The sequence below is a fragment of the Sphingobium sp. B1D7B genome (genome assembly GCF_025961965.1).
Taxonomy (GTDB): domain Bacteria; phylum Pseudomonadota; class Alphaproteobacteria; order Sphingomonadales; family Sphingomonadaceae; genus Sphingobium.
In genome coordinates this window covers 2231296-2251324 of record NZ_JAOQOR010000001.1, presented here as the reverse complement: position 1 = coordinate 2251324, position 20029 = coordinate 2231296, and the positions used below count along the sequence as shown (strand labels likewise).

Genomic DNA, 20029 nt, shown 5'->3' with positions numbered 1-20029 from the left:
TGGCGTCATGCCTGGTAACAGCCGGCTTGGCGCCTCGGCGCGCGCCGGAGGTTCAGCGCGGCAGATAATCCTCCGCCATCGCCGCCTCGATGCCCGCATGACGGGCCTTCACCGAGCCGATGAAGGCCGGGTGGGTGATGACATAGAGCTTGCCGGTGAGGATCGCGTCCACGGTCATCTCCCCAACGGTCAGCGGGTCGAGCCAGAAACCCGGCGCCGTCGGCGGCAAGGCGCCGGGTGGCGGTGTCTCGTCCCGGTGGCGGAAGGGTGTATCCACCTGAAACTCCGCCGGGCGGTGCTGCTCGGTCTCCTCGATATTGGTGCGCACCGGGCCGGGGCACACCACCGTGGCGCCGATCGCGCCGCCTCCCATGCTGCTGCCCCCCATGCTGCTGCCCTTGGCATCCAGCTCCAGCTTGAGATGCTCGGTCATGGAAATGACCGCCGCCTTGGTTGGCGCATAGACGCCGCGCGTGGCGCGCGCCTGCATGATGGCGCCCTGCGAGGCGGTGTTGACGACATGCCCGCCCAGCCCATGCGCCTTGATGCGCGGCAGACCCGAAACGAGGCCGTTGACCACGCCCATCAGATTGACGCCGATGGCCCAGTCCCAATCCGCATAGGTCGCTTCATCGACCGGGCCCTGGATGCCGATGCCGGCATTGTTGACAAGAATCTGCAGCGGCCCGAGCGCGGCCTCGGCCTCGTCCAGCGCGGCGGCAAAGGCGTCCCGGTCGCGCACATCGAGTTGGAGCGCGCGGAAGCGATCCGCCCAGCCCTCGTCCGCCGCGACCTGCGCCGCCTGCGCCAGATGATCGGCGCGCACATCGCACACCGCGATCCTGGCGCCCTGCGCCGCCAGCGCGCGCGCCATGCCAAGGCCGATGCCGCTCGCACCGCCGCTGATGAAGGCCATCGTGCCTGCTACTGTCTTCATGCCTCTCCTCGCCTCGTGGCTACCACTCTTATTATGGGGATTTACAACCAATGACCGTGGACCTCTATCATGGCGAGCCGGCGTCCAACAGCCTGAAGGTCTTGCAGGCCATTCATGAGAAAGGCGTGCCCTTCACCAGCCATTACATCAACCTGATGAAGTTCGAGCAGCATGCGCCGGCCTATGTCGCGATCAACCCAGCCGGACAGGTGCCGACGCTGGTGCACGACGGCCGGGTGCTGACGGAATCGACGGTCATCAACGAATATATCGACGACGCTTTCGACGGCCCGCCGCTCAAGCCGGCCGATCCCTATCTGCAGGGGCAGATGCGCATCTGGACCAAATATGTCGATGAGGTGTTCCGCCCGTCCCTCTCCTTCCTCGCCTGGCATCGGGTGATCCCCGGCATGGCCAAGGCGCTGCCCGAGGGCGAGTTCGAGGCGCGACTCAAGCGCATCCCGCTCAAGGAAAAGCGGGATAAATGGGAGCTGGCGGCCAAGGGCGGCTTCTCCGAGCGGGAGCTTGAGGGCTGGCGCGCCAATCTGGAGGACGTGACCGACCGGGTGGAAGGCGCGCTCGCGGGCCATGACTGGCTGGTCGGCGGCATGTTCACGCTGGCGGACATTGCCGTCTTCGCCATGGCCGTCTCCATGCCGCGCAGCTATCCGGAGCTATGGAACGAGACCCGCACCCCATTGGCCATGGCCTGGATGGCGCGGATGAAGGCCCGGCCGGGCGTCGCTGCTGCGCTGGCGATGCCCGATCACACCGGCATGGTCTCCGGCAAGGCGTGAAAGCCGCGTCGCCACCCCATCTCTGCGGATTAATACCCCTTTTCGTACATTTTTGGGTCGCCAGAGTTCCCGTTAGGCTCCGGTTAAGCTTATTCATGCATGAGAGCGCTGGCCTTGTCCGTCAGCCCGGCCTTCCCGGCCGTTTTCGTGCTGCAGCGATACCGGATTGCCCCGGCTGACGGACAAGCGATCTCTCCCAAACCAGAACGAAGCGCCCGCGCCTTATCAGGGCTCCAGAACGCAGCCCGAATAGCCCGGCAGATCGCCCTGTCCTGCGCCGCCGACCTGCATCAATGGCGCCGCCCGACCGAGCCGCTTGGGCCAAGGCGCAGGCTCAGCCCCCAGATTGAACAGGCAAAGCCGGCGCTGCTCGCCAAAGCGCCGCTCGAACAGCAGCACCTGCTCATCGACCTGCAGAAAGCGGATGGCGCCCCAACGCAAAGCGGGCTGCCCCTTGCGGAAGGCGAACAGCGCGCGGGTGAGATGGAGCAACGATCCCTGCTCTGCCTCCTGCTTGTCGACAGCCAGGGCCGGATGGTCAGCCCCCACCGGCAGCCACGGTTTCCCGCTCGAAAAGCCGGCATGAGGCGCGTCACCCTTCCACGGCATCGGCGTTCGAGCGCCGTCGCGGCTGAGGGTCAGCGGCCAGTTGGCGATGGCCTCGGGATCCTGCAAATCCTCGAACGGCACATCCACCTGCGTCAGCCCCAGTTCCTCGCCCTGATAGAGGAAGATATTGCCGCGCAGGCAAGTGAGCAGCAGCAGCTTCATCGCCGCGAACCGCGCCCGCGTCTCGGCGCCTGCTTCGTCCGGTAGCCAGCGGGTGACGGCGCGGGGCGCATCATGGTTCTCGAATGCCCAACTCGGCCAGCCCATGCCGGCACGGTCCGGCCACTGGCCGATCGCATCCGCCACCACGCGCGGGGTTAGCGCGTCGGCATAGAGAAAATCGAAGCCGTAGCTGGTGTTCAGCCGGTTCTCGCCGCTGGTGTAGAGCTTCATCTCGCGCAGGGCCTCGTCCCCACCGATCTCGGCGACCGTGAACCGGTCATCATAGCTGTCAATCAGCGCGCGCACCCGCTCGATGAAGCGCGGAATATGGCGGTGCCCCTGATTGTAGCGCCGCTGCTGATAGTCGAACGGCCGCGTGCGCTGCCCGGCCTGGTTCGGGTGCGGCGGATTGGGGCGCAGGCGCGGATCGTGCATCAGGAAGTTGAGCGCATCGAGCCGGAAGCCATCGACGCCGCGGTCCAGCCAGAAGCGCGAAACGTCGAGCAAGGCCTGCTGCACTTGCGGATGATGCCCGTTGAGCTGCGGCTGCTCGCGCAGGAAGTTGTGGAAATAATATTGCCGTCGCCGCGCATCCCAGGTCCAGGCAGGGCCGCCGAACACGCTCTGCCAGTTCGATGGCGGCGCACCGTCCGGCTTGGGATCAGCCCAGACGTACCACCCGGCATGGTCGCCCTGCCGATCGGATCGGCTGGCCTGGAACCAGGGGTGCCGATCGGAGGTATGAGCAAAGACCTGATCGATGATCACCCGCAGTCCCAGTTCATGGGCGCGGGCCAGCAGGGCGTCAAAATCGGCGAGCGTGCCGAAGATCGGGTCGACATCGCAATAATCGGCGACGTCATACCCGAAGTCCCGCATCGGCGAGGTGAAGAAGGGCGAGAGCCAGATCGCGTCCACGCCCAGGCTGGCGACATGATCCAGACGCGCGGTGATCCCCGGTAGATCACCGACGCCGTCATCATTGGAATCGGCGAAGCTGCGGGGATAGATCTGGTAGATCGTCGCGCCCTGCCACCAGGGCAGCGTGTTGGGCGCGCGCTGGCTGACGGGAAGGCTGGTGGCGGCAGGCTGGTGATTCTCGCTCATCCGCGCCAAACTGCATGGGAAGTTGGGCGCTGGCAATTGCGTCGGGTAGCCATCAGCCTGCAAGCCACCCGGAACGAGAGACGAATGCGAACAAGAGCCGGGATTTGCGCGAAAAAGCAGCGCTATGCGACCGAAGCGGACGCCCGCGCGGTGGCGCTCCGCGCAGCGATTACGCTCCGCCCCTATCGCTGCGCCCTCTGCCGCCAATATCACCTCACCAGCCGGACGAAGGGGATGCGGGTGCTGAAGGTCGTCGAATGAAGGCGGTCAGTGCTCGCTAAGGGATAGCCTCAAATCCGTCATTTGCCTTTCGCCCTCATCCGTTTAGGCTCCGGACAAAATCAACGGGAGAGAGCGATGCGGTTTCAGGACAAGGTTGTGCTCGTCATTGGCGGCAACAGCGGGATCGGGCGTGCCGCCGCGCAAGGATTTGCTGCCGAGGGTGCGCATGTGTTCCTCACTGGGCGGTCGCAGGCGACCATCGATGAGACCGTGGCGGCGATTCTCGGCGCGCAGGGCTTCCAGGCGGATATCGCGCAGATCGACAGCAATGATGCCGTGATTGATGCCATCCGCGCGGCGCATGGGCGGATCGACATATTGTTCGTGAATGCCGGAATCGGTGCCTTCGCTCCCGTGGAAGAGGTGACGCCGGCGCAGTGGGACGAGGTGCACAACGTCAATCTGCGCGGTTGCTTCTTTGCCGTTCAGAAGGCCCTGCCACTGATGGGGCAGACACCGGGCGGCGCCATCGTCATCACCGGCTCGATCGGGTCGGTTGCAGCAGTGCCCGGCAACGCCATGTATGCGGCGGCGAAGGCAGGGCTGCGCGCGGTCGCGCGTACGCTCGCTGCTGAGCTGATCGGGCGGGGCATTCGCGTCAACATGGTCAGCCCGGGCCCCACCGAAACGCCGATCATCAACCGGTCCGGCCTGCCACCCGAGGCCGTGGCGGGCATGCGCGCGATGATGACCGACGCCATCCCGATGAAGCGCATGGGCACGCCGGAGGAAATTGCGCGCCCGGTGCTGTTCCTCGCCTCGGACGAAGCCAGCTTCATCACCGGCATCGACCTTTATGTAGATGGCGGCTGCGTGGAGCTTTAGCCTCAGGAGTTGGGCCTTCGAGCAGGATCAGGCCGACAGGTCAACGCTCGCGCTTTCCATCGGCCAGACCGAAGCGGCGGTTCCGTGCCTATCTTTGCGCCCTGCCCCGTGGAGCCGGGCCAGGAGGAAGCGCCCAAATCCCCAGCTGCCGAGGCCAGACGCCGCGTTGATATGGCCGACTGCGCCGGCATCGGCAAAACGGCTGCCCCAGAACTGGGCGAGACGCCTTGCCCGGTGGTATTGGATGTATGGATCGTCGCGGCTCGCCACCAAAATCGAGGGGAAAGGCAATGGAGCGCGCGAGGCCGGAGCGAACGGCTCCAGCCGCTCATCCAGCGGCGCCAGATCCAGCTCGGGCGGCGCAACGAGCAGCGCGCCCACAACCGGATAGCCAAAGTCCGGCCGCTCCATCGCAGCCCAGGCAGCGACGGCGTGGCACCCCAGACTGTGCGCCGCCAGAATGACCGGCCGGCCCGCGCTGCGGATCGCCAGATTGAGCTTGCTCACCCAATGCGTGCGGTTGGGCCGCGCCCAATTGCCGAGGTCGGCACGGACGCAATCGTCGCTCTCACGCTCCCAAATGCTCTGCCAATGGGCGGGGCCGCTGCCGTCCAATCCCGGCACGGTGAGGACCAGCGGGGTCGACAATGTGGATGTGACATGATCCATGATCAAAACTCCTGTTCTCAGGGCAGATCAGTCGGCTCGGTCTACGTCCCGATCGTCTCGCGGTATAATGTCTAACGTTTAAGTTGACAATATGATTGCGGTGGAGCGTGCGCTGATGCGGCCACGTGGTTCCCCCATGAACGATGCCGTTACCGATTAAACCGGCAGCCCCACATAATTCTCGGCGATGCTGGTCTGCGCGGCGACGCTGCCGGCGATATAGTCCAGTTCGGCAACCTGCATGGCGCGCTCGAAGGGGCCGTCTTCGGGGAAGCGGTGCATGAGGCGCGTCAGCGACCAGCTGAACCGCTCGGCCTTCCAGACGCGGGCCAGGGCCTTGTCCGAATAGCCGACGACGGCATCGGCATCGCCCCGCTTGAAGAAGGCGGTGAGCGCCGCGGCAGCATAATGCACGTCGCTAGCGGCAAGGTTGAGGCCCTTGGCGCCGGTGGGCGGCACGATATGGGCGCTGTCGCCGCAGAGCAGCAGGCTGCCATGGCGCATCGGGGCGAAGACGAAGGAGCGCAACGGCGCGATGGACTTCTCCAGCGCCGGGCCACGGGTGATGTGCGCGGCGGCATCCGGCCCGAGGCGGATCGCCAGTTCGTCCCACACGCGCTCATCCGGCCAGTCCTCGATCTTCTCGGTCAGCGGCACGTCGACATAATAGCGGCTGCGCGTCTCGCTGCGCATGGAGGCCAGCGCGAAGCCACGCTCGTGATTGGCGTAGATCAGCTCGTGATTGCAGGGCGGCACATCGGCGAGGATGCCGAGCCAGCCGAAGGGATATTCCCGCTCATAGGACTGGCCCGCGCTGGCCGGGATCGCCTGACGGCTGGGGCCATGATAGCCATCGCAACCGACGATGATGCGCGCATCCACGCGGTGTTCGCGCCCATCCTTGCTGTAGGTGACATAGGGCGTGTCGCTCTCGATCTCGTGCAGGGCGACATCGGCAGCACCATAGACGACCTCCAGCCCGCGCTCGTCACAGGCATCCATGAGATCCTTGGTCAGTTCGGTCTGGCCATAGACGACGACATGGCCGCCGGTGAGCCTGGCGATATCGATGCGAATCAGCCGCTCGCCATCGGCCAGGTTGAAGCCATCGTGCACAAGGCCCTCGGCCTTGAGCCGCGCATCAAGGCCAAGGCGTTCCATCAGCTCGACGGTGACGCGCTCCAGCACGCCGGCACGGATGCGGCCGAGCACATAATCGGGCGTCTGGCGCTCCAGCACGATACAGTCGATGCCCTCAGCCCGCAGCAGATGCCCTAGCAGCAGACCCGCGGGCCCAGCGCCAATGATGCACACCTGTGTCATTCCATCCTCCTCGCAGACTCTTGGCCGCATATCCGCATGACCGCGCGCATTTGGGAAGGGACAGTTGCGACAAGCTCTGGTATTTTCCGGACATGACTGCCCTCACCCATCCCCCACGCCATTCCCGCGAAGCGATCGTCCCAGCTTACGATCTCTATGGCGAGGACAAGGCGTCACGGCGCGAGGACTTTTTCCACGCCGAGACGATTGCCGTGCGCAGCCGGCGCTATGACTGGGAAATCGCGCCCCACACCCATGCTTCGCTCACCCAGATGCTGTTCGTGGCGCGGGGCGAGGTACGACTGCATCTCGCGGGGGAGGATCGGCGGGAGGCCGGTCCTTTGCTGGTCTGCGCGCCCAACGGAATTGTGCATGGCTTCGGCTTCTCGCCCGATGTCGAGGGATTTGTCGTGACCGCCTCACAGGATTTTGTGGACAGTCTCACGCGGCAGGATGCGCTGGGGCAACATCTCCGGACGCCGGCCATCCGGCGACCGGACGCAACGCTGACCGCGCGCCTGGAGGCGCTGGGCGCCGCGCTGGTCGAGGCCGAGCAGGACCGGTTCGCGCCCAATGGCCAGCGCCTGCACCACGCGCTTGCCGAAGCCTGGCTGCGCACGACCCTTGCTGCCGGTGCGCCGCCGGATGCCGCGCGGTCCAGCCTTGCCGAGCGGTTTCGCGTGATGGTGGAGGCGACCTATCGCGAGCATCGACCAATCGAGCACTATGCGCAGCGGCTGCATTGTACGGTCCGCACGCTCTCGCGCCAGACACAGGCCAGCTTCGGCATGACCCCGTTGCAGATCATCAACCGCCGGCTGCTGTTCGAGGCGAGGCGATTGCTGCGCTTCACCAATGCCGGTTGCTACGAGGTGGCGGCGGAACTGGGCTTTGACGACCCGTCCTATTTCTCCCGCTTCTACAAGCGGATGACCGGACGGGCGCCGGGCCTGGAGAAACGGCGCGAGAATGGGTGAGGCGTACCGCGTCAGGCGGCCTCCAACGCCGAACCACTCTCCTGCCGCGCCAGCTTCTCGACCAGCCGGTTGAAGAGAGTGACGCCGCGATCGTGCACGGTGGGCATCACCTGCACCTCTTCCGTATCGTCGATCACGCGCTGCTGCGCCTCGATCATCACCTTGTCCTCGGCAAAAGCCTGATCGGCCATGGCCATCAGAACATCGCGCAGCGCCTCGTCCCCATGGCTGCGATGCGGCCCCCAGGAGAAGAAATAGCGCGCGCTCTTGTCGCGCATCGGCGTCACAGCCTGGCTGGTGAAGGTGACGCCGCTTACCGCCTGAGACAGGTCCGGTTGGCCATAGTCGCAGGCCTTTGCGGTGCCGAGCGGAAAGACCCCGCCGGTCATCAGCAGGATGCCGGGGATGAGGAAATCATAGGTCATAAAGCTGTCCATCGGCTCGGGGCTGCGGCGCGAGGCCGAGCCGGTAGAGTTCTCAGTCCAGCGCTCATAGCGGATGCCGCGGTCCAAGGGCGTGATCCGCGCCGGCGTCTCGGCAAATTGCGGCCCGGAACCGAAGCTCTCCGCATGGACGAAGGTCAAATGGCTGAAATCGAGCAGATTGTCATTGATGATCCGCGCTTCCGCTGCATAATCGAGGTGGCCGTGGCCGAGAATGTAATCGGAATGGTCCAGCCCGACGGCGGGCGGAATCAGGCGCTCATCGGCCGCGTCGGCATCGCCCATCCAGACCCACAGCCAGCTATGGCGATCCACCACGGCATAGCGGCGCACGCGGGCCTGCGGCGGGATCTGCGCCTGACCGGGGATTTCGACGACCTGCCCGTCTGCATCGAACAGCAGGCCATGATACATGCAGCGCAGCCGCTCGCCTTCACAGCGGCCCAGCGAAAGCGGCGCGAGGCGGTGGACGCAGCGATCTTCCAATGCGTGGAGCGCGCCGGATGCGGTGCGCCAGATGACGATCCGCTCGCCGAGGATCGAGATGGCGAAAGGCTTCTCCGCCTCCAGTTCATGCGACCATCCCGCGACATACCAGGCATTCCGAACATAGGCCATGACAGGCGCCTCTCCAGCTTCATCCACTGCACGCAAATTGACTTAACGGTGTTAAGGAGTCAATGATCCTCTATGGCTTCCCCCATCTCCGTCCCGCTGGATATCGAGCGCTTGCTGCATGCGGCATTTGCCCAGTTGGAGGCCGACGGGCTGGACGCGCTGAGCATGCGCAAGCTGGCCGCGCGCCTCAATGTGCAAGCCCCGGCGATTTATTGGCATGTCAAGGACAAGGCCGAGTTGCTGGGGCTGATGGCCCGCCGCATTCATGGCCGGGCTTATGCGGACGTTACCCACGCCGAGGATTGGCGCGACTGGCTGCGGCAGTTCGGGCGGGCTCTGCGGCGCAGCTTCCTTGCCCATCGCGATGGCGCGCTGCTCTGTGCAGTGTCTCGCCCGCCGGCGGAGGCCGATCCAGCGGTCCATGCGCACCGCATCGCCGCGCCGCTGCTGGCGCTGGGCCTGCCGCAGCAGCACGCCCTTGCCCGGCAGGCCGCAGTCATCTCCTTCGTGCTGGGATGGTCGGCCTTCGAAGCGAACGGGCCGATGCACAGTTTCCTCGATAGTATATTGGATTTTGAAGGGAGCTTCGAGCCGGGGCTGGACGCGCTGGTGGCGGGCTTTCCGGAGGTAGCCAGCCAGGCTTAGCCGGCAAGCCAGCGCGACAAGCGGCTCTGCGGATCACTCATGAGGCTATGCGGATCGCCCTGCTCGACGATCCGGCCATCCAGCACCAGCGCAATCTCGTCAGCGGCATCGGCGGCATCGCGCACATCATGGGACACGAGAATGATGGGAATGTCCGAGCGGGCGCGCAATTCGACCAGCAGGCGATGCAGCGCCCGGCGGGTCGGGTGATCCACGGCGGAGAATGGCTCATCGAGCAGCAGCACCTGCGGATCGCGCGCGAGCGCCCGCGCCAGCGCGACACGCTGTTGCTGTCCGCCGGAGAGTTCACGAGGACGCCGGTCCTCAAGCCCTTCGAGATGGACCTGAGCGAGCAGCACATCCGCCCGCCCCTGCCGCTGCGTCGCCGGCATATCCAGCAACGCCTCCATGACATTCTGCCGCGCGCTCATGTGCGGGAACAGGGCGTAGGATTGGAACACGAAGCCGACATGCCGGTCCCGCGCGCGCATCTGCACGCCGGCGTGCGTATCCAGCCAGCATTGGCCGTTGACGCTGATCCGCCCGCGGGCGGGTGCCAACAACCCCGCAATCGCCCGCAAGATGGAGGTTTTCCCCGCGCCCGAAGGACCGACGAGCGCCAAGGTCCGTCCACGCGCCAGAGTGAGCTCCACGGCCAGCGCGATGGGCGCATGATGGCGCAGATGCAGGGTCACGCCCTCACCGCCCGCCTCAGCCATGTCGGCGCCCCCTCTGCCCCAGCAGGAAAACAAGGCTGACCGCCACCAGCGAGACCGCCATCAGCAGCAGCGCCATCTCATTGGCAGACGCCATGTCGAACGCCTGCACGCGATCATAAAGCGAGAGCGCCAGCGTGCGCGTCTTGCCGGGGATCGATCCGCCGACCATCAGCACCACGCCGAATTCGCCCAGCGTATGAGCGAAGGTCAACACGGCGCCGGTGAGGATGCCCGGCCAGGCCAACGGCAGTTCGATCCGCCACAGGCTGTGCCAGAGCGAATGGCCGCAGGTCGCCGCGGCATCGCGCAAATCGGCGTCGATGCTCTCGAAGGCCCGCTGCACCGGCTGAACCGCAAAGGGGAGATTGACCAACACCGAGGCGACAAGGATCGCCTCGAAGCTGAAGGCCAGCCCACTGCCGAACAGCGCCGCCCATGCTCGCCCAGCCCAGCTTTGAGGCCCCATGGCGGAGAGCAGGTAAAAGCCGATCACCGTGGGCGGCAGGACCAGTGGCAGCGTCACCAGCGCCTCGATCACCGCCCGCCCGCGAAAGCGCGCCAGCGCCAGCCAGCGCCCCAGCACCAGCGCCAGCGGCAGCAGGATCGCGACGGTGAGTGCCCCGAGCAGGAGCGAAAGATTGAGCGCTTGCCAGTCCATCGCCGGTCAGAGTGCTCCGGCCGGCAGGGTGAAGCCGTATTTGGCGAAGATCGCCTTGGCCGCGGGCTCGGCCAGATAGGCGTAGAAGCGCTCGGCCACTGGCCCCGCCGTCTTCATCAGCACCATGCGCTGGCGCAGCGGCGTATGCCAGTCAGCGGGGATCAGCACATAGGCCGCCTTGCCCTTCACGGCAGGATCGAGCACCAGCGAATGCGCGACGATGCTGCCCTGCGCCCCGCCTTCCGTGGCGAACTGCAGCGCCTGTGACACATTTTCCCCCAGCACGAGCTTATCCTGAAGCGGCTTCCACAGGCCGGCATGATCCAGCGCTTCCTGCGCGCGGCGACCATAAGGCGCGTGTTCGGGATTGGCGATGGCAAAGCGGCTGATGTCCCCGCGCGCCAGCCCCTCACGCAGACCCGCAAGCTGGGAATCGAGCCTGAGCGGCGAGCCCTTGGGCGCGATGAGCGCCAGGCGCCCGATGGCATAGAGCCGGCCTTCATCGCGGGTCTTACCGGCCTTGGCGAGCTGCGTCACATAGCTTTCATCGGCGGAGAGGAAGAGCTCGAACGGCGCGCCCTGCTGCAATTGCCGTGTGAGATTACCCGAGGCACCGAAGTTGAGCACCACCTTCTCACCTGTCTCCTTCTCGAACGCCGCCGCCGCATCGGTCAGCGCGAGGCGCAGGTCGGCAGCAGCCGCGATCTGCGGCGCCGGCTCGGACTTGCCGCACGCGACCAGCGCCAGCAGGCCGAGCAGCACGGCGCAACGGCGCAACAGATGAGTCATGAGGTCCGCCCTTCGATCGATGTATGACATTGCGCACATCGACGTGTGCGGGGCGCTGTGTCAAGTGTCCTGCATGCGCAAGAGGCGCGCGGAGGAGGTCGGCAAGGCGTGGGTGAGGACGGCGGAACGACGCTGAAGATCAAGGCGCAGGTGATCGCCGATGGTGTGATCGCCATCGGGCCGGGCAAGGCGCAGCTGCTCGCGGAGATCGCGCGGACGGGGTCGATCGCGGCGGCAGGCCGGGCGGTGGGCACGAGCTATCGCCGCACCCGCGACATGGTCGACATTCTCAACACAGGATGGGGCGCCCCGCTGATCGAAACCGCCAAGGGCGGCGCCAGCGGCGGCGGATCGCGCCTCACCCATCATGGCCGGGCGGTCCTAGAAGCCTATCGGCAGCTCGAAACCGCGGTGCAGGAGGCCGGAAGGGCCCATGCGGGTCATCTGATCGCTCTTATGAACGGCGTCGATCCCGACGCCGATCAATCGATCCGATAGACCGAAAGCCGCACCGTCGGGCCGACCTTGCCGCCTGTCGCGACAAACAGGGCGCGGTTTACCCAGTCGTACCCCGCATGGCCCGTCTCCAGCCGAATGAAAGAGCGCATGTAATAGTCGGACGGCGGCACCTGTTCGCCGGACGCGATGCGGGCCGTAACCTCGGGCGATGCATGGCGGATGCCGAGGCCCACGATCTCGATGACCGCGCCGTCGTGCGTTTCCATGGCGTAGCGGGCATCGAGCTGTGCCACGCCACCCGCTTGCACGGTCTGCCAGTCTGCGCCGACGTTCAGCAGCATGCCATTGAGCAACGGTCCTGTCACCGTGCCGCCGACCACCGGGATGATCCGCCGCGTACCAGCCGGTGTGACGCCCATCTCATGCGGAGGATCGAGCCGGATCTCGAAATCGCAGATGTGCGAGAGGCCCGGCGCGGGCAGCGTCATGCCGCGACCTTCGCGATTAGCGCGCCCGGCTCGATGGTGGGCGGCGCGGCGTTGAGCGTATCGCGCGCAAAGCCGGCCGCTTGCTGATAGGCCAGCATGAAGGCAGAGCGCTCGGCGGCGGGCAGCACATCCTCAATGTCCTCAAACGCACCGCCGCAGCGCTCCTCCACCAGTTCCAGCAGCCCGAAGGGGCCGGAGCCGCGATTGCGCATGGCGACCTGCCCGATGGGACCGCAGAGCTTCTCGTCAAAGGCGCGCAGTGCGGCCGGCGTCACGCCATGCGCCAGCAATTCACGGCCGATCACCCGCGCATCGACGATGGCCTGCGATGCGCCGTTTGAGCCGGTCGGATACATGGGATGCGCGGCATCGCCCATCAGCGCGATGGGACCATCGACCCAGGTCGGCAGCGGATCGCGGTCGATCATCGGATTTTCATAGGCGACATCCGACTTGGCCAACAGCTCCGGCAGATTCAGCCAGTCATAGACAAACCCGTCGAACTCATGCGCGAATTCGGCGAGTTCGACCGGGCGGAACCAACCGGATTTGCGCCAGTCATGATCGGTGTCATAGGTCTTCTCGGCGATCCAGTTGATATCCGCCAGCCCCTCCTCGTCGGCATGCGAGATGGGGTAGATCACCACGCGGTGCCGGCTGGTGCCCAGGCCCACGAAGGAGGAGCCGGTGCGGATCGGCACGCCGCGCGCGGTGCCGCGCCACATGATCGTGCCGCCCCAGTGGATCGGCGGTTGATCCGGGTGCATCTGCGCGCGGACGCTGGAATGGATGCCATCGGCTCCGAATAGCAGGGTGCCATCGACCTCGGCCTTGCCGCCGGCGGCGAGATCGACCAGCGCCGTCACGCCACCCTCCGCGCGCTTGCGATAGCCCGTCACCTTATGGCCGAGCTTCAGCGCCTCCGGGCCGAGCCGCTCGACCACCTTGCGGCAGAGCATCAGATGGAAGGCGCCCCGGTGGACGGCATATTGATGCCAGTCATAGCCGGCGACCTTGCCGCGCGGCTCGGAGTAAATCTCGCGGCCATTCAGCCCAACGAGTGCCCATTCCCGCGCCGGAATGCCGACCTCGTCCAGATCCGCCTCGCTTATTCCGAGGTCTTCCAGTTCGCGAATGGCATTGGGCTGGATGTTGATGCCCACACCGAGCGGCTTCAATTCGCGCACGCTCTCGAACACCGTGCAGGGCACGCCGATCTGATGAAGCGTGAGCGCCAGGACGAGGCCGCCAATGCCGCCCCCGGCGATCAAGACATGGTCGTGCGTCATCGAGAATATTGCCCTTTCCGTGCGAGCCTAACCCAGCCGACCCGCGCCGGCGCCTCATCTGCCCGAGGGAGCGCTGTACCGTCGTGGGGGCGCAGTGGCAATGTGGTGGGATCAATCGTGTGCCGGCTGCTGCGGGGTAGCGGCGGCCAGAAGTAGGACGCGATGGTCGAGCGGCTGGGCCCTGGGCTCCTGCCTTCGCAGGAGCACTGGCTTAGCGTTGTTGCTGAACCTTGCCGTGTTCCTGCGGAGGCAGGAACCCAGGGCGCAAGGGCACTGCGGCTGGGCCCTAGGCTCCTGCCTGCGCAGGAGCACTGAAGGAAGCAGGACCGGCGCCGCATTCCGCAGCACCAAGCGAGCCGTTAATGTCGAGCGAAGTCGAGGCACTCAGGACCTGTGCTTGCCGTGTCTCGACTTCGCTCGACACGAACTGGAATAAAAGAATGGGAAAGTGTGCGCCCCAAAACCAAAGAAGCCCGCCCCTCCCCCTCGGAAGGCGCGGGCTCCTTGGCGCGATGATCGCAATCCGATCAGATCGGGAAATGGCCCGGCTGGGTTTCCACCGTCACCCAGCGCAGCTCGGTGAAGCTGTCGATGCCGGCCTTGCCGCCGAAGCGGCCATAGCCCGAACCCTTGACGCCGCCGAAGGGCATTTGCGCTTCGTCATGCACGGTCGGGCCATTGACGTGGCAGATGCCGGACTGAATGCGCCGCGCGATGCCGAGGCCCTTGGCGATATCCTTGGTGAACACCGACGCCGAGAGGCCATACTCGGTGTCGTTGGCCAGTTCGACCGCATGCTCGGTGTCGCGGGCGCGAATGATGCCAACGACCGGCCCGAAGCTCTCATCGCGGAACAGCTTCATGTCCTGCGTCACCTTGTCGATGACATGGGCGGGCATGAGCACATTGTGCGTCGTCTCGCCGCCGGTGAGCTGGGTCGCGCCCTTGGCCAGCGCGTCCTCGATCAGGCTCTGACAGTGCGCCACGGTCTTGGCGTCCACCACCGCGCCGAGCGGGGTGTTGCCCTGACGCGGATCGCCCACGGGCATGGAGGCGACCTTCTCCTTGAACTTGGCGGCGAAGGCGTCGGCAACAGCATCGACCACGATGATCCGCTCGGTCGACATGCAGATCTGGCCCTGGTTCATGAATGCGCCGAAGGCCGCAGCCTTCACCGCTTCATCGAGATCGGCATCCTCCAGAATGACCAGCGGCGCCTTGCCGCCCAGTTCGAGCAGAACAGGCTTCAAGTGCTCGGCAGCGCGCTTGGCGATGATCTTGCCGACGGCGGTGGAGCCGGTGAAGTTGATGCGGCGGACCTGCGGCGCGTCGATCAGAGCGCCCACGACATCGGCCGCGTCTTCCGGCGCGTTGGTGACGACGTTCACTACGCCCTCGGGGAAGCCGGCCTCGGCAAACGCCTCGATGATCAGCGCATGGGTGCGCGGGCAGGATTCGGACGCCTTGAGGATGACGCTATTGCCGCAGGCGAGCGGCACGGCGATGGCGCGCACGCCGAGGATGATCGGCGCGTTCCACGGCGCGATGCCGAGGATGACGCCAACCGGCTCGCGCAGCGCCATGGAGAGGCAGCCGGGCTTGTCCGATGGAATGACCTCACCATTGATCTGGGTGGTGAGCGCGGCCGCTTCGCGGATCATGCTGGCAGCCAGGCCGAGATTAAACATCGCCCAACCCGCCGTTGCACCGATCTCGCCCATCATCGCTTCGACGAAGGCATCCTTCTTCGATTCCAGTGCCGAGGCGGCTTTCATCAGCACAGCGCGGCGCGCATTCGGCCCCATGACGGACCAGCTCTGGAACCCTTCCGCCGCCTTGGCAGCGATCGGCGCGATATCGGCGGCCTTCATCGCAGTCGCCGAGGATGCGACCTCGCCCGTCATCGGATTGTTGCGGCTAAACTCCATGGCGTTCCTCCAGTTCTCTCTCTCAAGACCAGTGTCGCGCACTCGCATGAGGCCGGATGGCAATGATCAGACCAAATGCGTGCGGCGGCGCGGCTCCCCTCTGCCTTGCGGAACCGCCGGATGCAATTGTCTTGCGCGCCCCACGCTCGACTTGCGCCAAGAAATGAAGGAACAGGGGTCGATCCTCGCGCGTTGTGGCGCATAACTGGGAACAGACGGCGGGTTCGAGACGTGCAGGCATCCGAAGACCTCAGGGCAGCATCGTTGGAGAGCTATCGGCAGTTGGTCGAAAGCATCACCGATTATGCCATGTGCATGCTGGATCGCACGGGCCATATCACGAACTGGAACGCAGGCGCGCAAAAGCTCAAGGGCTTCCAGCCGGAAGACATTATCGGCGTGCATTTTTCGCGCTTCTACACAGCCGAAGACGTGGAAAAGGGCATGCCCGAGCGCGCGCTGGAGATCGCCGCGACACAGGGCAAGCACGAATCCGAGGGCTGGCGACTGCGCAAGGATGGCTCGCGCTTCTGGGCGCATGTCGTCATCGATCCGGTTCGGGACGCACACGGCGCGCTGATCGGTTATGCCGGGATCACTCGTGACCTCACCGAACGCAAACTCGCAGAGCAGGCGCTGCGTAAAAGCGAAGAACAGTTCGCCCTGCTCGTCCAGTCCGTCACCGATTACGCCATCTACATGCTGGACCCTGAGGGCATGGTTTCCAGCTGGAATGCCGGTGCGGAGCGGATCAAGGGCTATCGCAAGGACGAGGTGCTCGGGCAGCATTTCTCGCAATTCTATCAAGAAGAAGATCGCACAGCCGGCGAGCCGCAACGTGCCCTGGAGACCGCGCGGTCGGAAGGTCGGTTCACGGCAGAAGGCTGGCGCGTCCGCAAGGGCGGCGAACGCTTCCGCGCGAGCGTCGTCATCGAGGCGCTGCGCGATGAGACCGGCGCGCTGGTGGGCTTCGCCAAGATCACCCGCGACGTCACGGAGCGGGAGGCAGCCCAGCGCGCGCTGGACGAAGCGCGCGAGGCGCTGGGCCAGGCTCAGAAGATGGAAGCGCTTGGCCAGCTCACCGGCGGCGTGGCGCATGACTTCAACAATCTGCTGATGGCGATCAACAGCAGCCTCATCCTGCTGCGCCGACGGATCCCGGAACAGGCCGAGACGCAACGCCTGCTCGACAACGCCATGCAGGCCGTCGATCGCGGCGCGACCCTAACCCAGCGCATGCTCGCCTTCGCGCGGCGGCAGGAGTTGTCCATCGGTCGCGTGCATATTCCCGAACTGCTGCGCGGCATGACCGAACTCGTCCAGCGGACCATCGGGCCGGAATGGCCCGTCAGCATGATCATTCCACTCGGACTGCAGGCGGTGAAAGCCGACGCCAATCAACTCGAAATGGCCATCCTCAACCTCGCAGTGAACGCGCGCGATGCCATGCCGGACGGTGGCGCGATCATCATCAAGGCGAACCGCCAGACCGTGCGGAGCAACGAGATCTCCGATCTGGAGGCGGGGCATTATGTGGTCCTGACCGTGGTGGACAGCGGCATCGGCATGGATGCCGAGACGCTCAGGCGCGCGACCGAACCCTTTTTCACGACGAAGGGCGTCGGTAAGGGCACGGGCCTTGGCCTCCCCATGATCCATGGCTTTGCGCGCCAGATCGGTGGCGCGTTCACGCTCACCAGCGCGCCGGGCAAGGGGACATCGGCGCAATTGTGGCTGCCGCAGGCCGCCGAGCAGTCACAGGCCACCACGCCCGCTGCGAAGGAACCGCCGCTGCCGCCGCAAGCCAAATGTCGTGTCCTAGCGGTGGATGACGATGCACTGGTTTTGATGAACACGGTCGCGCTGCTGGAGGATCTGGGGCACGAGGTCGTCAGCGCAGTCAACGGCGCTCATGCCCTTTCAAAATTCAAGGATGGCGGCTTCGACTTGGTCATCACGGATCAAGCCATGCCCGGCATGACCGGGACGGACCTCGCCGCGGCCATTACCGCCGTGCAGAGCGACATGCCGATCATCATCGCAAGCGGATATGGCGAGGGGCTGGTGTTGCCAGAAGGGCAGATTCATCGCCTGAGCAAACCGTTTGGCGAGCACCAGCTCGCCAAGGCCATTTACCAGGCCTGTTGCAGGGAGGATCGCCCCACCCCTGCGGTTTAAACGGACTTGCGCCCCATTTGCCGGGTCCGCCCGCTCAGGCGGATCGCCCGGCGCAGTAACGATGCGAAGGTACGCAGGACCGGCAAGCGGTCATAAAAGCGAACATCGTGGATGTCCGTGCGCGAAAGGCGCTGGTGCCCAAGGTCAGGGTTGGCGACATAGGTACGCAGGTCGGGATGGCGGTTGCGCAGGACAGACAGCGCCCCATCATAATGCATCGGCTCGCCATCCGGATGCCGCCCCCCTGCGGGGCGCTCCAGCATCGCTGCCAAATAGTGAGCGGCAAAACCGATCGTGTCTCCACGCACCGCGTAGAAATGGCATCCGGCGAGCCCTTTGCCGGGTGGGATCAGCTCAAGCGGGCGCTCGGTCGCTTCATATTGCCCCGGCAGAAGGCTGCCGAAAAAGATGTCCCATTCCACCCCGCCCAGCGTGGTCAGAGCGGCAGGCAGAACCGTCTCGATCCGGTCATGGAAATCGAAGTCATCCTCCAGCACCAGAACGGATCGATGCCCCGCCTCCGCCGCCTCCCGCAGCACGCTCATATGGCTATCGAAGCACCCTCGCGTCCCCGGCGTCGGAAACCCTGCGGAATCCGAAAAGCGCTTGGCCGTGAAGAATGCGATTTTCGGATGATCGAGGTCCAGCCCCAGACGCCTGAACTGCGCGGCCATCTCGCGGCGCCGGTCGGCCCGGTGAGGAAGATTGATGATCCGGATGGCATCGAACGCATCGAGCAGAGCATGACCGGCGGGGGTTGGGCTTACCATCGGCTGCGGTCCTTCTCGACTGGGTAATGGATGATCAGCCGCGACTCGCTCCGGCCCTCAACGGGCCTATAGACTGGGCTTCTCCCTTTAAGGAATCGCAAAACCGCCCCCAGCCGGGCCAGCGCTTCAGATCACCTTGCCGGGGTTGAGGATATTGTTCGGGTCCATCGCGCGCTTAAGCGTGCGCATCAGCGCCAGCTCTTCTGGCGTGCGGCAGTGGTGGAGAAATTCGCGCTTGATGCTGCCGATGCCATGCTCGGCGGTGATCGAGCCGCCCCATTCGCCGACCGCCTTGTAAACCAGCGCCTCCATCTCATGCTCGGGCATCGGGTCGCGGGGGACGCGCGCAGAGAGGTGGAGGTTGGAATCGGCGAGGTGCCCGAAGAAAACGGTCACGCAGTCCGGCCAGCGCTCCAGCAGCAGATTGCGTACATAAGGGATAAAATCGCCGATCTTGCGCGTCGGCAGGCTCACATCGAAGGCCACTTGCGGCCAGTGCACGCCCTTGTGCCACTCGCCCGGGCAATCGCGCACCGCCCAGATCTCCTGCCGCTGCTTGTCCGACTGGGCGATGACGGCATCCTTGACCAGGCCAGATTCGATCATGCCGCCGAGCACTTCCTCAAACCGCTCGGGATCGCGTTCCGGGTCGGTCCCGAGCACTTCGACCAGCGCATAGACGTTGTAACCGTGCGGCAAGGGCGGCTGGCGACCCAGCGCCGTCGTGCCGATCTGGTAGAAATCCGGCCACATCACCTCAAAGGCGGACAAGGTGCTCGCGAATGCCGAATTGCATTGTTTGAGCAATTCCAGCGTGGCCGCATAATCCTCGATCGCGACGACGGCGGTGCAGGCGCTGCGCGGCTTGGGGAACATCCGCAGCACCAGCCGGGTGATGACACCGAGCGTACCCTCGCTGCCGATGAAGAGATGCTTGAGATCATAGCCGGCGTTGTTCTTGATCATTACATTGAGCGACGAGATGATCGTGCCATCCGGCAGCACCGCTTCCACACCCAGAATGAGATCGCGCATCATGCCATAGCGCAGCACGCGGTTGCCGCCGGCATTGGTGGCCGCATTACCGCCGACCTGCGCCGTTCCGCGTCCGCCAAGATCGAGCGGAAACAGAAAGCCGCCTCATCGGCGGCGCGTTGAACGGTCTCCAGCACGGTCCCCGCGAGCACGGTCATCGTGCGGCCAGCCTCGTCTAGTTCCTCGATGCCCCGCATCCGTTCCAGCGACAGTAGCAGGCAAGGCCGATCCGCAAGGCCCCCCGCGCACAGGCTGGTCAAGCCGCCCTGTGGCACGACCGGCCAGCGCTCCTCATTGCAGATCGCCATGATCTGCGAGACCT

General features: G+C 65.3%; 20 protein-coding genes and 1 pseudogene. 7 read left to right on the top strand and 14 right to left on the bottom strand.

Annotated features, from left to right (window positions below; genetic code table 11):
• Positions 1-52 precede the first annotated feature (52 nt).
• Complete coding sequence (locus M2336_RS10445; RefSeq protein WP_264572471.1) at positions 53-937, bottom strand: SDR family NAD(P)-dependent oxidoreductase; 885 nt, start codon at positions 935-937, stop codon at positions 53-55.
• Positions 938-987: 50 nt separating this feature from the next.
• On the opposite strand from M2336_RS10445, the gene M2336_RS10440 reads away from it, so the two are divergent.
• The gene (locus M2336_RS10440) at positions 988-1734 is read left to right on the top strand and encodes a glutathione S-transferase family protein (RefSeq protein ID WP_264572470.1); all 747 of its coding nucleotides are present in this window, start codon (positions 988-990) and stop codon (positions 1732-1734) included.
• 225 nt (positions 1735-1959) lie between these two features.
• Here M2336_RS10440 and M2336_RS10435 read toward each other — a convergent pair whose 3' ends face one another.
• The gene (locus tag M2336_RS10435; protein ID WP_264572469.1) at positions 1960-3612 is read right to left on the bottom strand and encodes an alpha-glucosidase family protein; all 1653 of its coding nucleotides are present in this window, start codon (positions 3610-3612) and stop codon (positions 1960-1962) included.
• An 84-nt stretch (positions 3613-3696) separates the two neighbouring features.
• On the opposite strand from M2336_RS10435, the gene M2336_RS10430 reads away from it, so the two are divergent.
• A complete protein-coding gene (locus M2336_RS10430) occupies positions 3697-3873 on the top strand; it encodes a hypothetical protein (RefSeq protein WP_264572468.1) in 177 nt (58 codons plus the stop codon).
• A gap of 96 nt (positions 3874-3969) precedes the next feature.
• The gene (locus M2336_RS10425) at positions 3970-4719 is read left to right on the top strand and encodes an SDR family NAD(P)-dependent oxidoreductase (protein WP_264572467.1); all 750 of its coding nucleotides are present in this window, start codon (positions 3970-3972) and stop codon (positions 4717-4719) included.
• 27 nt (positions 4720-4746) lie between these two features.
• Here the strand turns inward: M2336_RS10425 and M2336_RS10420 are convergent, their stop codons facing one another.
• Complete coding sequence (locus tag M2336_RS10420) at positions 4747-5388, bottom strand: RBBP9/YdeN family alpha/beta hydrolase (RefSeq protein WP_264572466.1); 642 nt, start codon at positions 5386-5388, stop codon at positions 4747-4749.
• A 156-nt stretch (positions 5389-5544) separates the two neighbouring features.
• Positions 5545-6711: a 4-hydroxybenzoate 3-monooxygenase gene (pobA, locus tag M2336_RS10415; protein ID WP_264592975.1), complete on the bottom strand. Its 1167-nt coding sequence runs from the start codon at positions 6709-6711 to the stop codon at positions 5545-5547.
• A gap of 92 nt (positions 6712-6803) precedes the next feature.
• On the opposite strand from pobA, the gene M2336_RS10410 reads away from it, so the two are divergent.
• Positions 6804-7688 (top strand): helix-turn-helix domain-containing protein, encoded by an 885-nt coding sequence (locus tag M2336_RS10410; protein ID WP_264592974.1) that lies wholly within the window; start codon positions 6804-6806, stop codon positions 7686-7688.
• Positions 7689-7699: 11 nt separating this feature from the next.
• On the opposite strand, the gene M2336_RS10405 is transcribed toward M2336_RS10410, so the two are convergent.
• Positions 7700-8749 carry an aromatic ring-hydroxylating dioxygenase subunit alpha gene (locus tag M2336_RS10405; protein WP_264592973.1) on the bottom strand — a complete coding sequence of 350 codons (1050 nt, stop codon included), beginning with the start codon at positions 8747-8749 and terminating at the stop codon, positions 7700-7702.
• A gap of 72 nt (positions 8750-8821) precedes the next feature.
• On the opposite strand from M2336_RS10405, the gene M2336_RS10400 reads away from it, so the two are divergent.
• Positions 8822-9394: a TetR family transcriptional regulator gene (locus tag M2336_RS10400; RefSeq protein WP_264592972.1), complete on the top strand. Its 573-nt coding sequence runs from the start codon at positions 8822-8824 to the stop codon at positions 9392-9394.
• On the opposite strand, the gene M2336_RS10395 is transcribed toward M2336_RS10400, so the two are convergent.
• From M2336_RS10395 to modA, 3 genes are read right to left on the bottom strand one after another with little or no spacing between them, the layout of a single operon-like run.
• Entirely contained in the window at positions 9391-10113 is a 723-nt protein-coding gene (locus tag M2336_RS10395) for an ABC transporter ATP-binding protein (protein ID WP_264592971.1), read from the bottom strand. The two genes, M2336_RS10400 and M2336_RS10395, sit on opposite strands and share 4 nt — an antisense overlap.
• Positions 10106-10771, bottom strand: coding sequence for a molybdate ABC transporter permease subunit (modB, locus tag M2336_RS10390; protein ID WP_264592970.1), 666 nt, complete (start codon positions 10769-10771; stop codon positions 10106-10108). The genes M2336_RS10395 and modB overlap by 8 nt, the downstream gene beginning before the upstream one ends.
• Positions 10772-10777: 6 nt before the next feature.
• Positions 10778-11560 (bottom strand): molybdate ABC transporter substrate-binding protein, encoded by a 783-nt coding sequence (modA, locus tag M2336_RS10385; RefSeq protein ID WP_264592969.1) that lies wholly within the window; start codon positions 11558-11560, stop codon positions 10778-10780.
• Between the two features lie 108 nt (positions 11561-11668).
• Here modA and M2336_RS10380 point away from each other — a divergent pair, with 108 nt between their 5' ends.
• Complete coding sequence (locus tag M2336_RS10380; protein ID WP_264592968.1) at positions 11669-12058, top strand: winged helix-turn-helix domain-containing protein; 390 nt, start codon at positions 11669-11671, stop codon at positions 12056-12058.
• Here M2336_RS10380 and M2336_RS10375 read toward each other — a convergent pair.
• From M2336_RS10375 to M2336_RS10365, 3 genes are all read right to left on the bottom strand, one after another.
• Positions 12043-12507, bottom strand: coding sequence for a DUF3237 domain-containing protein (locus tag M2336_RS10375; protein ID WP_264592967.1), 465 nt, complete (start codon positions 12505-12507; stop codon positions 12043-12045). The two genes, M2336_RS10380 and M2336_RS10375, sit on opposite strands and share 16 nt — an antisense overlap.
• Complete coding sequence (locus M2336_RS10370) at positions 12504-13796, bottom strand: flavin-dependent oxidoreductase (protein WP_264592966.1); 1293 nt, start codon at positions 13794-13796, stop codon at positions 12504-12506. Before M2336_RS10370 ends, M2336_RS10375 begins: the two co-directional genes overlap by 4 nt.
• Before the next feature lie 527 nt (positions 13797-14323).
• Complete coding sequence (locus M2336_RS10365) at positions 14324-15724, bottom strand: aldehyde dehydrogenase (RefSeq protein WP_264569917.1); 1401 nt, start codon at positions 15722-15724, stop codon at positions 14324-14326.
• Between the two features lie 264 nt (positions 15725-15988).
• Between M2336_RS10365 and M2336_RS10360 the strand changes: the two genes are divergently transcribed.
• Positions 15989-17902: a PAS domain-containing sensor histidine kinase gene (locus tag M2336_RS10360; RefSeq protein ID WP_264592965.1), complete on the top strand. Its 1914-nt coding sequence runs from the start codon at positions 15989-15991 to the stop codon at positions 17900-17902.
• Here M2336_RS10360 and M2336_RS10355 read toward each other — a convergent pair.
• The 3 genes and pseudogenes from M2336_RS10355 to M2336_RS10345 form a co-directional block, all read right to left on the bottom strand.
• Positions 17899-18672 carry a glycosyltransferase family 25 protein gene (locus tag M2336_RS10355; RefSeq protein ID WP_264574852.1) on the bottom strand — a complete coding sequence of 258 codons (774 nt, stop codon included), beginning with the start codon at positions 18670-18672 and terminating at the stop codon, positions 17899-17901. The genes M2336_RS10360 and M2336_RS10355 overlap by 4 nt on opposite strands.
• A gap of 126 nt (positions 18673-18798) precedes the next feature.
• Positions 18799-19548 (bottom strand): FAD-binding oxidoreductase, encoded by a 750-nt coding sequence (locus tag M2336_RS10350; protein WP_264593259.1) that lies wholly within the window; start codon positions 19546-19548, stop codon positions 18799-18801.
• Positions 19549-19713: 165 nt separating this feature from the next.
• Positions 19714-20015 (bottom strand): annotated as a pseudogene (locus M2336_RS10345) (FAD-binding oxidoreductase); the annotation flags it as partial.
• Positions 20016-20029 lie beyond the last annotated feature (14 nt).